Origin of the sequence: Helicobacter muridarum, assembly GCF_000765805.2 — a bacterium.
GTDB classification, from domain to species: domain Bacteria; phylum Campylobacterota; class Campylobacteria; order Campylobacterales; family Helicobacteraceae; genus Helicobacter_A; species Helicobacter_A muridarum.
This window is the reverse complement of sequence record NZ_JRPD02000004.1, coordinates 25,808-38,625: the sequence shown is the minus strand read 5'-3', so window position 1 is coordinate 38,625 and position 12,818 is coordinate 25,808. Positions and strand designations below refer to the sequence as shown.

Annotated in this window: 12 protein-coding genes; 8 read left to right on the top strand and 4 right to left on the bottom strand. The window is 31.4% G+C overall.

From position 1 onward, the window contains the following. Positions 1–185 precede the first annotated feature (185 nt). Together metE and LS73_RS02835 are read right to left on the bottom strand one after the other, a co-directional pair. A complete protein-coding gene (metE, locus tag LS73_RS02840) occupies positions 186–2,432 on the bottom strand; it encodes a 5-methyltetrahydropteroyltriglutamate--homocysteine S-methyltransferase (protein ID WP_034557847.1) in 2,247 nt (748 codons plus the stop codon). Between the two features lie 75 nt (positions 2,433–2,507). Next, a complete protein-coding gene (locus LS73_RS02835; RefSeq protein ID WP_034557848.1) occupies positions 2,508–3,179 on the bottom strand; it encodes an NAD(P)H-dependent oxidoreductase in 672 nt (223 codons plus the stop codon). 173 nt (positions 3,180–3,352) lie between these two features. Here LS73_RS02835 and eno point away from each other — a divergent pair, with 173 nt between their 5' ends. Both eno and LS73_RS02825 read left to right on the top strand, forming a co-directional pair. Next, on the top strand, positions 3,353–4,627 hold the full coding sequence (gene eno, locus LS73_RS02830) for a phosphopyruvate hydratase (RefSeq protein WP_034558156.1): 1,275 nt from the start codon (positions 3,353–3,355) through the stop codon (positions 4,625–4,627). A gap of 324 nt (positions 4,628–4,951) precedes the next feature. Then, the gene (locus LS73_RS02825; protein ID WP_034557849.1) at positions 4,952–5,536 is read left to right on the top strand and encodes a flagellar FLiS export co-chaperone; all 585 of its coding nucleotides are present in this window, start codon (positions 4,952–4,954) and stop codon (positions 5,534–5,536) included. Positions 5,537–6,072: 536 nt separating this feature from the next. Here LS73_RS02825 and purH read toward each other — a convergent pair. After that, positions 6,073–7,653: a bifunctional phosphoribosylaminoimidazolecarboxamide formyltransferase/IMP cyclohydrolase gene (purH, locus tag LS73_RS02820; RefSeq protein ID WP_104692086.1), complete on the bottom strand. Its 1,581-nt coding sequence runs from the start codon at positions 7,651–7,653 to the stop codon at positions 6,073–6,075. Positions 7,654–7,810: 157 nt separating this feature from the next. On the opposite strand from purH, the gene rbfA reads away from it, so the two are divergent. After that, on the top strand, positions 7,811–8,179 hold the full coding sequence (gene rbfA, locus LS73_RS02815; protein ID WP_034556841.1) for a 30S ribosome-binding factor RbfA: 369 nt from the start codon (positions 7,811–7,813) through the stop codon (positions 8,177–8,179). Next, the gene (locus tag LS73_RS02810; RefSeq protein WP_052089459.1) at positions 8,176–8,664 is read left to right on the top strand and encodes a ribosome maturation factor RimP; all 489 of its coding nucleotides are present in this window, start codon (positions 8,176–8,178) and stop codon (positions 8,662–8,664) included. Before rbfA ends, LS73_RS02810 begins: the two co-directional genes overlap by 4 nt. A 132-nt stretch (positions 8,665–8,796) precedes the next feature. Here the strand turns inward: LS73_RS02810 and LS73_RS02805 are convergent, their stop codons facing one another. Further along, positions 8,797–9,435: a carbonic anhydrase gene (locus LS73_RS02805; protein ID WP_034556843.1), complete on the bottom strand. Its 639-nt coding sequence runs from the start codon at positions 9,433–9,435 to the stop codon at positions 8,797–8,799. Positions 9,436–9,506: 71 nt separating this feature from the next. On the opposite strand from LS73_RS02805, the gene LS73_RS02800 reads away from it, so the two are divergent. The 4 genes from LS73_RS02800 to LS73_RS02785 all read left to right on the top strand — a co-directional run bounded on the left by LS73_RS02800 (position 9,507) and on the right by LS73_RS02785 (position 12,546). Then, positions 9,507–10,184, top strand: coding sequence for a DedA family protein (locus LS73_RS02800; RefSeq protein WP_052089460.1), 678 nt, complete (start codon positions 9,507–9,509; stop codon positions 10,182–10,184). Positions 10,185–10,245: 61 nt separating this feature from the next. Beyond that, positions 10,246–10,641, top strand: a complete 396-nt coding sequence (gene fliN / locus LS73_RS02795; protein WP_034556848.1) for a flagellar motor switch protein FliN — start codon at positions 10,246–10,248, stop codon at positions 10,639–10,641. A 125-nt stretch (positions 10,642–10,766) separates the two neighbouring features. Continuing rightward, positions 10,767–11,687 carry a flagellar biosynthetic protein FliO gene (locus LS73_RS02790; protein WP_138069977.1) on the top strand — a complete coding sequence of 307 codons (921 nt, stop codon included), beginning with the start codon at positions 10,767–10,769 and terminating at the stop codon, positions 11,685–11,687. Then, the gene (locus LS73_RS02785) at positions 11,668–12,546 is read left to right on the top strand and encodes a TonB family protein (RefSeq protein WP_104692085.1); all 879 of its coding nucleotides are present in this window, start codon (positions 11,668–11,670) and stop codon (positions 12,544–12,546) included. Before LS73_RS02790 ends, LS73_RS02785 begins: the two co-directional genes overlap by 20 nt. Positions 12,547–12,818 lie beyond the last annotated feature (272 nt).

Sequence of the window (12,818 nt, the reverse complement as noted above, 5' to 3'; positions counted from 1 at the left end):
AGAACAATATAGGAATTTAGATTGTCTAAGTTTAGGTAGATATTAAGCAAACTAATGCTATGTAGCCATAATTTAGTTTTCATAATTGACATGTTAATGATCAATAAAAATATGAATTTTATTCATTCATGTAAAATTCTTTATACTTGATCAAGTATAAAGCTTATTGTGTTTAACATTAATTCTTATTTTATAAGATCGGCTCTTATCCTTTTTACTGCTTCAATCATATTTTTTAAACTAGGTTTAACTTCTTCCCATTTCCTAGTCTTTAACCCACAGTCTGGATTTATCCATAATTGTTCATTTGGCAAAACTTCTAATAAAAGCTGTATTTGCTTATATAGCTCATCTACGCTTGGGATTCTTGGACTATGAATATCATACACGCCAGGACCTACTTCATTTGAATAGCCAACTTTCTTAAATATCTTTAGTAGTTCATTTCCGCTTCTAGCTGTTTCAATACTAATAACATCTGCATCCATTGCTTCAATAGTTTTTATAATGTCATTAAATTCGCTGTAACACATATGAGTATGAATCTGTGTGCTAGGATTTGCAACAGAACTAGAAATCTTAAAACACTCTAATGCCCAAGTCTCATATTCTCTTATATTTTCTTCTCTCAATGGATACCCCTCTTTGAAAGCAGCCTCATCAACTTGTATAATCTTTATTCCGGCGTCTTGCAAATCAGAAATTTCATCAGCAATGCACAATGAGAGCTGTTTACAAACATCATTTCTTGGCAAATCATCTCGGACAAATGACCAATTTAGGATTGTTACAGGACCAGTTAGCATGCCTTTTACAATCTTCTTGCTTAAGGATTGGGCAAAGCTTGACCAACGCACAGTCATAGCATTTGGACGACTTACATCTCCATAAATTATAGGAGGCTTTACACAGCGACTACCATAACTTTGCACCCAGCCATTTTGACTAAATACAAATCCTTTCATCTGCTCACCAAAATATTCAACCATATCATTTCGCTCTGGTTCACCATGAACAAGCACATCTAAGCCGATTTCCTCTTGAAAAGCTATGCAGTCCCTTATATAGTCTTTAATTCCATTTTCATAGCTTTGTGTGTCTATTTCACCCTTTTTGTATTTTTGTCTCAAGGCTCTAAGCTCTGGAGTTTGTGGGAAGCTGCCAATAGTTGTAGTAGCTAGGTTTGGATAGCCAAGTTCCTTTCTTTGAAGTTTGATTCTATCTTTAAAGGCTTCTTTTCTTGTTTGTGCCCTTAGAGAGCTTATTCTTTGTTGAACATTCGCATCGTGGATTTTATTAGAGCTTTTTCTAATTGCGTTAATTTCTTGATTCTTTGTATATTTCTCCTTATTTGATTCTGTAACACCGTTCCTAAATAATGATTCTAGAAGTTCTAATTCATGTATTTTTTCTCTAGCAAAACTTAACCAACTAAGAATTTCGGAATCCATTTTTGTTTCAGAATCTTTACTAAATGGCACATGTAAAAGTGAACATGAAGTGCCAACATATATTAGATCTTTTGGCACTATTAAACTTATCCTGTCAAGTATACTAAGTTTAGAATCTAGATTTGCTACCCATATGTTACGTCCATCAATTAGTCCAGCGTAGAGTTTTTTACCAGCATCAGCTATAAGTTTTAGGCTTGTTAAATTATTCTCTCCATATATAAAATCAAGTCCCAAGCCATCGATCTTTGTTTTCACTAAGATTTTAGTAGCTTCATTGCTTGCTTCAAAATATGTGCTAACAATGGATTTTATGCCAAACCCAGCTATTTCATCATAAACTTCTTTTATATGAGGAAAGAATGAATTATATCCTTTAACAAAAATTGGCTCATGGAATTCAATTATAACTTCATCATTTAAATTGCTTAAAGACTGAATTAATTCTAAATATGCTTTTTTAAGATAAGGAAAAATCTCTTCCTTATTGGAATTGTCGCTTATTTTTGCTAATCCTAGGTATGTAAAAAGTCCAATAAGACTTATTTTAGGAGAATAGCCAAGTGTCTTTGCTTCATTATATTCTTGTGTGATTTTTTCAGCATTAATAATATATTTCAAATTTTTACTTATTTCTGGTACAACGAAGTGATAATTGGTATTAAACCACTTTGTCATCTCACAAGCTATATTATTACCATTACCCCTAGCCATGGCGAAATATAGTTCCAAGCCTTTTAGATTATTAAAACGTTCAGGAATTACCCCGAGCATGTAACTTAGATCAAGCATATTATCATAAAGGCTAAAGTCATTCACTACTACAAATGGCAGATTTTTCTGATAGCTCCAATGTAGCTTACGAAGCTTTTTTGCCACGTCTAGCAATTCTGCTTCACTGCTCTTTTTTGCCCAAAATGATTCTAAAGCTTTTTTTAGCTCCCTTTTCTCTCCAATACGCGGAAACCCTAATATGTTCATGCAACGCCTTTATTAAAAATTTACATAATTTTAACATTACATATTGTGTTTGTCAAATATTCTTTTTCCAATAATTTAGATAAACTGAATAATATCTTTTAGTTTCTGTCTAGTTTTTGCGCGTTTTGGTTCTTTTAAACGATATCCAAATGCGACCATTACAGATGAACCAAAGTGTATACTATCTATAATTCCTTCTTGCTCTAGAATAATATCAATATTTTTTTGACAAAACCCCTCAATAGGCAAAGAGTCTATTCCTAAAAGCGTAGCAGTAGTCATCATATTGGCAAGAGCTATATAGCTCTGTTTACAGGACCAATCAAACACCTTTTGCGCATCATTGTGCATATCGAAGTCGTATTTGTGAAAATTCTCATAATACTTAGACCGAAGTTTACAGCCATCATCGCTTATATTATGTATATTGCGCATCATATGCCAAACGTATTGGCTATTTGGTTGTAAGTCAATATTTTTACGAGCTAGTATAATTATAAATTTGCTAGCACTTTTTAAAGCTTCATGTCCTCCCCAAGTATCATTAAATATTTTTTCTTTAATATCTTCATTTTGCAGAATGATAAATCTCCAAGGCTCAAGTCCAAAAGAACTAGGGCTAAGTCTTGCTGATTCTAATATTGTCATAAAATCGTTTTCTGCTATATCTCTTTTGGAATCAAAAACCTTGCATGCATATCTAAAATTGAAACATTCGATAATCTTATCATTATTCAAAAACTTCATATACCCTCCTTAAGTTTCAATTTTGAGCGTGAAAATATTATAGTGTAAAATTTAGGCAGTTATATTCGTAAGTTTAACTATAATTAAATTAAACATAACTTTAGCATTTGCTTATAATTAAGTTATTTTTAATGTGTTAGTATTTGCTATTATCAAAGTAAGGAGATAGCGTGATAGTAACTATTAAAGAAGTTGATGCGTTTGAAGTATTGGATAGCAGAGGAAATCCTACTGTGTGTGCAAAAGTAATATTAAGCAATGGTGTTATAGGAAGTGCTATCGTCCCTAGTGGTGCAAGCACAGGCAAAAAAGAAGCCTTAGAGTTAAGGGATAAAGATGAGTCAAGATTCTTGGGTAAAGGGGTGTTGAGTGCTTGTGCAAATATTACAGAAGTAATATCGCGTGAAATTATGGGTATGGAAGCTTATAGACAAACTAGTATTGACTCTATTCTTAGAAGTGTGGATAATACAAACAATTATAGCAGGTTAGGAGCTAATGCTACGTTAGGTGTATCTATGGCTTTAGCAAGGGCTAGTGCTAATTCTTTGAATATACCGCTCTTTAAATATTTAGGAGGGATAAATGCAACAACTTTACCAGTCCCTATGTTAAACATTATAAATGGTGGTAGCCATGCTAATAATACAATAGATTTTCAAGAATATATGATTATGCCTTTAGGGTTTGATTGTTTTAAGAGGGCATTGCGTGCTAGTGTTGAAGTATATCACGAGTTAAAGAATATTTTGAACTCAAAAGGGTTTAGCACTAGTATAGGTGATGAGGGAGGATTTGCTCCAAATCTAAAAAATAATGAAGAGCCAATTTTATTAATACTTGATGCTATCAAACAGGCTGGGTACAAACCAAAAGAAGAATTTGGAATAGCACTTGATATAGCTGGAAGTGAGCTATATCAAGATGGACTTTATAACTTGAATGGTGAAAATCTCAAGTTGGATTCTAAGGGCTTAGTTCAATATTATGAAAAACTAGTAGAAAATTATCCGATTGTATCCATTGAAGATGGGTTAAGCGAGGATGATTGGGTCGGCTGGGCATATCTTACAGAGAGATTAGCAAACAAGATTCAGTTAGTTGGAGATGATTTATTTGTCACTAATGTAGATATCTTAAGTAAAGGAATCTCACAGAAGATTGCGAATGCGATTCTAATAAAGCCCAATCAAATTGGAACAATTACACAAACATTAGAGACTATTAGACTAGCGCAAGATAATGGCTATAAAACAATCATAAGCCATAGAAGCGGTGAGAGCGAAGATAGCTTCATTGCAGATCTATCTGTGGCGGTAAATGCAGGAGAAATAAAAACAGGTGCGCCAGCTAGGGGAGAGCGAAACGCGAAATATAATCGACTTTTAGAATTGCTACATCAAAATAAACTATTGTCATATAATACTAAAATCTTCTTTAATAGATAATAATTTATATAGATACTTTCTTGTATTTATATATATTTAGACTTGAAATATCTCCATACTTGAATGTTGAGATGTTTGTATTTTAATAAGTATTTATGCTTTTTAACAAATATAGACTTGTCAGCCTAACAATTAGCCTGCTATATTCAGGCTATTTTGTTTTTCTAATTAACAATATAGGTCTTTTAGTTTCAAATAATTTTTAATTTTATCTCATAAATAAATAAAAATCGCCGATTATATATGAATGTTAAGGATAACAACATAACTATTAGGCATGCTATTTGCTTTAGTTAAATAAATTTTATACAGAAGGATTTGTTTATGGATAAGATGTTACAAACATTTAAAAAACACCTCAACGGATTGGACAATATTGAGGATATTATGTTGAATGCCAAAAAGCAGAACAAGATTCAAATATATCGGTTTGGTGAAGGTATAAAGGCTGCTAATGAGCTTATTGGCTGCTTGCAGGTTTTGAGTGCTAGGTTAAATAAATTGCAGATTATCGCTTCAAAGATTGAATTTAGCTTAGAAGATGATCCAAGTAATCCGGCAAATATCAATATGAGCGAAATATTGCTTTCTCAAGCTAGAGATTTAGTTATAAATACAAGATTTATTGATAAAGATTTATTTGATAGTAAATTATCTGCTTCTATGTATTCTAGCACTATAGATTTTGAGATAGAAAATCCAATTTCATTCTTGGAAAAGAAGGAATTTAATGAATTTAATGAATATATAAATTCTAAGAAAGAAGAAATCAGAATATGCATGGAGCAAATACGAAAGTTAAGCGAACAAGGTGCATCTGTGTCAGATGATGTATCCATTGAATCTTCGACAATCAATCTAAGAGGTAAGACTATTGGAGAAGCGTTGCGCATTAGTTCTTTATCCTAACTGATATTGTTGGTTTAGTTTATTGCCCTATATAGCAATAAATTGAATCTTTTTTAATGCTATTTAGTTTATATAGTTTAAAATAGTTTTATTGTGGTTTTTTATTAAATTTCATATAGGGCTTACTGTTAGGATTTATTGGATTCAACTGCTAATGCTACAAATATAGGACTTTATATAGTTAGAATATTAAATATGGCAAATAGTGTAATTGTTGTATATATTTGCAATAATAATATTATAAAATGTGTTCATTTATTAATTTAGCGGATTTTATAATATTATTATTTATCCTGATGGCATATTTAATAAATTATGTCAACTAATATCATAGATTAATGCTTAATTTTATGATATTTAGCTCATTGTCTCTATATTGTTATAAGTTAAATTGATAATTTACAATCTTTAGAATCTATAAAATTTGAATATTGATACAACAAAGCTATGGGTGTGGAAAGATTCAATCATATTTACATATCTAAAAGAGTATTTACATATTATTATAAATCAATAAATCGCTAAAATATCCTATTCTAATGTAGAAAATGTCTTTTTCCTGAAAAATATAAGGCAATATTACGTCTATTTGCCTCATCTATGACTTCATTATCTCTAATACTTCCGCCTGGCTCAATAATCGCACTTACGCCAACAGTAGATGCAAGCTCTATACTGTCTTTAAAAGGGAAGAACGCTTCGCTAGCAAGGACGCTATCATTTAGATTAACTGACATTTCTTTTGCTTTTTTGATAGCAGCAAACATGGCATCAACTCTGCTTGTCATACCCATACCAATTGCTACTAAAGTTTTATCTTTTACAAATACAACGCAGTTAGACTTTGTGAATGCAGCTAGTTTATAGGCAATATCTAGGTCTAATTTTTGAGAATCTTCTGCCACCTTATTGCTTACGAGTTTGGCATCATAAACCTCATTAGATTCTATTTTATCGCTTTGTTGATATACAAAACCACCTTCTATATGTTTGAAGTTCCAAGCATCAGATGGAGCACAAAATCCAACAAGATGATTGCTAGTGCAATTGGAATTAGTTCTGTCTAAAGAGCAAGTAACTATTTTGATTCGCTTCTTTGTTTTAAACATCTCTAAAGCTTCCAAATCTATATCCCTACACACCACTACCTCTGCGTAGTTTTTTAGAATCTCTTGCGCTAACCTAATGTCTAGCTTAGTATTAATTGCCAACACTCCACCATACGCGCTTACACTATCGCATATCATAGCTCCTTGATATGCGGATATAATGTCATTTCTAATTGCAAATCCACAAGGATTCCCATGTTTTATGATGCAAGCACAATGCGAATCTCCAAAAGCCCTAATAATTTTTAAAGCTGCATTAATATCAATTAGGTTGTTAAAGCTAATATTTCCCTTATGAATATGAAGATATTTAGAATAAAAATTTTCTGTTTCATAGAGAGCGCCTTTTTGATGTGGATTCTCGCCATAATTTGTCTGCATAACGCAAGAGCCAACTATAAACTTCTTTTCACCAAATCCATCTTTAAATTTCTCATTCATGTAATTAGCAATAATACAATCATATTGTGCTATATGATTAAAAGCCTTAATCATAAGCTCCTTACGAAATTCTAGTAATTCTAAATGATCTTTTTTGCTTAGCGATTGGATAACTTCCTCATAGCTGTTTGGATCTACTACAACTGTTACATCTTGAAAGTTTTTGGCTGCAGCACGAATTAATGTATGCCCGCCTATATCTATGTCTTCAATAATTTCATCAAAATCATTACTTCTTTGTATTGTTTTATGAAATTGGTATAGGTTTACACATACTACATCAATGCTAACAATATTAGCTTTAATTGCTTGCGCTATATCTTTATCATTATTTCTTCGAAAAAGGATTCCACCATGTATCTTTGGGTGAAGAGTTTTTACCCTACCATCAAACATCTCCTCGGTATACGTGTATGAAGAAATATCGCTTGCCTCAATGCCATATTGCTTTAAGACTTGCAAAGTCCCACCAGTGCTTAGAATTTTATATCCAAGATCTATTAATTTTTTTGTAAATGATTCTATATTGCTTTTATCGCTTACGCTTATGATTGCATATTTTTGCATAAATCTCCTTAGTTGGTAGTATGTGGTTATGGTGTTGATTATTGCATAATATAATGAGATTTTGATTAGAATCTAAAATGGAATTGTAGCATAAGAACATTTAGAATATTTATTGTATGATTTTGTCATTATCATATCTTAATTAAAGGTGGGTTATATGCAAAGCCGGGTTATACAGCAAAAAAGAGAGGCCTTTCTTAAAGAGATTATAAATGAAGTCTTTAGTTCATTGCATAATGAAGAGTTAAATACGCTTGAAATTGTAGATGTGCGATGTTCTCGTGGCAAATATAGTGCAAAAATATTTATAGAAGCTAGTCGGCTTAGTAAGACTCAAAAACAAAATATACAAAAGGAATTTAAGCGAGCAAAACCATTTATACAATCAAGCATATTGCATGCTAGTAAGTGGTTTAATGCTCCTAAACTAATCTTATGCTTTGATTCTGCATTGCAACGGCAAAATAAGCTTGATATGATATTTGCTCAAATCTCGAGTGAAAGAGATGATAAAGGTATAGCATGATTTCTGACACACTTTATAATCACATTGAGACACTTATAGAATCTAGGGGACTTAAACTTTATGGCATAAACTTTCTTAAGGAAAATACAGATAGCATATTGCGAATTTATATATATAAGAAAGAAGGTGTAACATTACAGAATTGTGAGGAAATCAATAATCTTATATCCCCACTTTTAGATGTAGAGCTAGAAAATAAAAACTCATATTTATTAGAGGTTAGCTCTCCTGGAATAGAGAGAGTTCTAAAAGAACCAAGACATTTTACATATAGCATTGGGGAAAAAGTCGAAGTGCTATTAACAGATAAGAAAAAGATAAGGGGCATATTAAAAGAATATCGCCATGATAATGGCGATTCCCATGCTCATATTGTTATAGATGTAGATTTCTCTAAGCATGATGATTATCCTAAAGGATTGAATAATATTAGCCTTGATAAATGTAAAAAAGTTAGCACATTTTTTGTTTGGAATAGAAGCTAGTTGATAACTAAATTTAAAATTGGTAAAAACAATTGAATGATAAGCTCATTGTCATCATAAGGATAATACTAACTGTTATAACTGGTTAATAGCATCTATTTATATTAATGTATATATACATAATCTGAAAAGTTAGTTAGGCAGTGGTTTATCTCCAATGATTGGCTTAAATTCTCTTTGGATTAAGTTGTAATTTAGAACCTGACCGCTCGTAATATTATAATACCAACCGTATATATTTAATTCTCCACGATTAAATCTTTCCTCCACAAATGGATAGCTTAGTAAATTATGTAGTTGTTGCTGAATATTTTGCAGTTCTGTAAGCCAAGTTCTTTTTCTTTTATCTTCTGGTTGCATATTGTTTACCTCCTCTATGGTTGGTTCTAATAACTCTAACCACTTCTTTACGTATGGCATTTTATCAAGCTTATCATTTTCATATACTATAGCACATGCCCCACAATTACTATGTCCACAAACAATAATATTCTTTACTTTCAATTTGCAAATTGAATATTCAATCGATGAGGTTACGGCCAGATAGCCACATTCACTATTACTATATGGAGGTATGATATTGCCTATGTTTCTTACCACATATAATTCTCCAGGCTTAGATTGAGTTAATCTATTTGGATCAATTCTTGAATCTACGCAAGTAATAAAAAGAGTGTGTGGCTTGTTTTCTTGCAAGCTTTTGAAAAAATTTTTTTCATTGTTATAGTCCTCTTCATAGAACTTTATTGCGCCTTTGAATAATTCTCTCATTCTATGTCCTAATCGAAAAAATATTATATAATTTTAATGAACTTTCACAAATAGTAAGAATGGAGGAGGGTATGATTAATGCAGCTATACAATTTATTCTTGATGTTATTGAGCAGTCTGGATATTTGGGCATATTTATTTTTATGGCAATAGAATCAAGTTTTCTGCCATTGCCTAGCGAAATTGTTATGATACCCGCTGGATATTTAGTTTGGGAAGGTAAGATGAATATGATTTTAGTCATTCTTGCTGGGACATTTGGTAGCCTTGTAGGCGCACTTTGTAATTATTTTATAGCATATAAAGTTGGTAGAATCTTTGTTATTAAATATGGAAAATATTTTTTTATGAGAGAAAAGAGTCTAATTAAGACCGAATTTTTTTTTAATAGGCACGGGGAAATAAGTACATTTATGGGCAGATTAATACCTGTTGCAAGGCATTATATATCTTTGCCTGCTGGCTTAGCAAAGATGAATATATATAAATTTTGTATATTTACCATCATAGGAGCCGCATTATGGGTTAGTATTTTAGCCTTATTTGGTTGGTGGCTTGGTGATTCTTTCGACAATATTAGCGTTGGTGAAATTGCAGAAGCATTTGGTAAGGGAGAGAAAGACAATATACAAGAGTTTATAAGAGATAAGATGAAAATCGTTGTATTCTCTTTGTTATCTATTGTTTTAGTAATTGGAGTATTTTATGTTTTTTTGCAATATAAAAAGAAAAATAATGCCCAAAGATAACTTAATTTACAATTTATTATATAATTTCCAAGTTACGCAACGATTTTATTAGGAGGATATAATGGTAGATAGCAGGGATAACAAAAATCTAGTCGAGGATAAATATAACATTTTAGACAAAAAGCAAGTCCATACCCAACGTGAAATAGAGCTTGCCTCATATTTAGAAGATATGATGAGTAATTATGAAGATTTGCTTGATATGAAAGTATTTTTTAGTGCTGATTTGGGTTGCACACAGATCCCTTTGTATGACATATTGCGATATGAAAAGGGCTCTATTATTGATTTGCAAAAACCAGCTGGTGCTAGTGTAGAAATTTTTGTAAATGATAGAGTAGTGGGGAAGGGTGAAGTTATGGTATATGAACGTAATCTTGCTATTCGTATTAACGAGATATTAGATTCTAATGCTATTGTATACTATATCGCGAGACAAGTTGATGATAATGCTTAGCTTATACAAATTTAATGATTGAAGTTGAAAGGGCTTTCTTGACAAGAGTTTTTGTCATTCATAATATATATATTAGAAATTGTTATTGTGTAGCTCATTGTAGGTTATATACTATAGCCCTGTTTATGTTTGTATCAATATTCTTTAAACCTCTTTTTGCTAATAGTAATTTGTTTATCATAAAAGAAAGCTATGTTGTAGATGATCAAATTTTGCTAAATGATTTTGCTAAAAGATATAATTTGTCAATGCTTTTGGCACTTCGCTTAGATAAACCACTAATAAATGATCGAGTATATCCAAATGTAATTTACAAAGATGGCATGCTATATGCTACTATACCAAACATTACTAACCTAAAACAGCAAAGGCTTGATACATCTCTAGGTAAATTAGAGCTTAACACAAGACCTAACCAAGAAGTATATATATCACTAAAAAGCAATGTAGGATATGATATAAAAATTGAAGCGCATGGCATTATGTTATATGTAATTTTTGCTGGGACAAATGATATAAGTCAAACCCTATTGTCAAATAAAGCTAATATTCTCCCAGTAGAATACGATACTAGCACGCAGATTCATTTACAGAATCTGAATTTACAAACAGAAAACACATCAAACATTCCATCAGGAAATCTATCAATTAATTCTTCCTCTGATATTTCTACACAAACATTTATGTCAGATGAATATGATATAGGTTCATGGCGTTATCTATCTATATTAGGAATTATGATTGCCCTTATTATTTTACTTTATGTGGTTAAGTTAAGACAGAATAAAGGCACGCAAATTTCAAATATCACAATTAAACAAGTAAAAATTCTTGACTCTAAAAATAAAATTATTATTGTAAATATTGGGGATATGGATTATATATTAGGACTAAATCCAAACGGAATGATATTAATTGATAAGCTATCTAAGTCAGATCAATGTCTAGATTCAGATAAAAATAGCCAAGAAAATAGTGAGCATGATATATCGAGTTTTGATAATCTTTTGCTAAAAAAGGGCATCAGTGAAGAGCATACATTATAAAATCTATAAGGATAGGTTTTTATTATCACTTGGATTTTCAATATTAGCCCATATAATTATTATTGTTTGTTATATGTTACTGCCCAAACCGCAGAAGAGTGTATCTTTACAGCCAATATCGCTTGGAATCATAAAAAATCAAAAGCAAATGCAAGAGAATACCGAGCTTCAAAAAGATTCTATATCAAGCCAGATAGAAACAAAACCAGCCCCCAAAAGAGTTAAGAAATCTCCTTCCAAAGTAACTCAAAAAGAAGCAATCAAACAACCGTTGCAAAAATTAACACAAAAGCCACAAGAGCAATTAAACACTAGTGAAGATATAGTATTAGATTCCCCACAGGAGAATGTGCAATATGCTGATAGTTTACCAGACATCAATGTTGATCTACAGTCTCTTAGCCTACCACAAGAATCCTTTAACCCACTAGTTCCTCCAAAGCCTAGCTTAACACAAAGCATAAGACAAAAAGAAGAGAATCTGAAATTAGAGAATCTTCCATCTAGGGTTTTAGAAGAACTTGAACGTTTATATGGTAACAATATATATCGTATGACCAAGGAACAAAAAGACTATATAGCAGAGAGCTACTTTATGAACTATGCTATATTTCAGCAGACGGCAGATAGAATGGGGTATCCAAAGCTTGCAGCATATCTTAAGCAGCAAGGTGATGGTGTAATTGAATTCACTCTATATCCTGATGGGCATATTGAAGATGTAAAGATTCTTATTTCTACAAAATATGAAGCATTAGATGAATCAATGCGACAAGTTGTAGAATTATCTGCCAAGAATCTTAAACGACCGCCTGTTCCGATACAAATTAGACTTGGTGGAAGCTACCAAATAAGATAATGTTGCTTGATAATAAAAGGTTTAAATTTTTATATTATGCGATTTTGTGCTTTGATTTGTTAGATATATGTAAGTATTGCTAGATATAAGAAAACAATTTAATTTATGTTAGTTGCTTTAAAAGTATCAAGTTACTTTTAATTCAGAAAGTCGGTAGGGTTTATGTAAATCTGAATAGCAACTATCATTATATGGTTGTTGTTACAAAAGCATTGAATTGGAATGAACTAAATTTAGATAGTTTATAACAATTCTTTATACTAATTATCTAG

Excerpts from the sequence above, each read along its gene's own strand:
- LS73_RS02835 (WP_034557848.1), bottom strand. The coding sequence starts at position 3,179 with ATGAAGTTTTTGAATAATGATAAGATTATCGAATGTTTCAATTTTAGA.
- LS73_RS02805 (WP_034556843.1), bottom strand. The coding sequence starts at position 9,435 with ATGAGAGAATTATTCAAAGGCGCAATAAAGTTCTATGAAGAGGACTAT.
- LS73_RS02790 (WP_138069977.1), top strand. The coding sequence starts at position 10,767 with ATGTTTGTATCAATATTCTTTAAACCTCTTTTTGCTAATAGTAATTTG.
- purH (WP_104692086.1), bottom strand. The coding sequence starts at position 7,653 with ATGCAAAAATATGCAATCATAAGCGTAAGCGATAAAAGCAATATAGAA.
- rbfA (WP_034556841.1), top strand. The coding sequence starts at position 7,811 with ATGCAAAGCCGGGTTATACAGCAAAAAAGAGAGGCCTTTCTTAAAGAG.
- metE (WP_034557847.1), bottom strand. The coding sequence starts at position 2,432 with ATGAACATATTAGGGTTTCCGCGTATTGGAGAGAAAAGGGAGCTAAAA.
- LS73_RS02800 (WP_052089460.1), top strand. The coding sequence starts at position 9,507 with ATGATTAATGCAGCTATACAATTTATTCTTGATGTTATTGAGCAGTCT.
- LS73_RS02810 (WP_052089459.1), top strand. The coding sequence starts at position 8,176 with ATGATTTCTGACACACTTTATAATCACATTGAGACACTTATAGAATCT.
- LS73_RS02825 (WP_034557849.1), top strand. The coding sequence starts at position 4,952 with ATGGATAAGATGTTACAAACATTTAAAAAACACCTCAACGGATTGGAC.
- fliN (WP_034556848.1), top strand. The coding sequence starts at position 10,246 with ATGGTAGATAGCAGGGATAACAAAAATCTAGTCGAGGATAAATATAAC.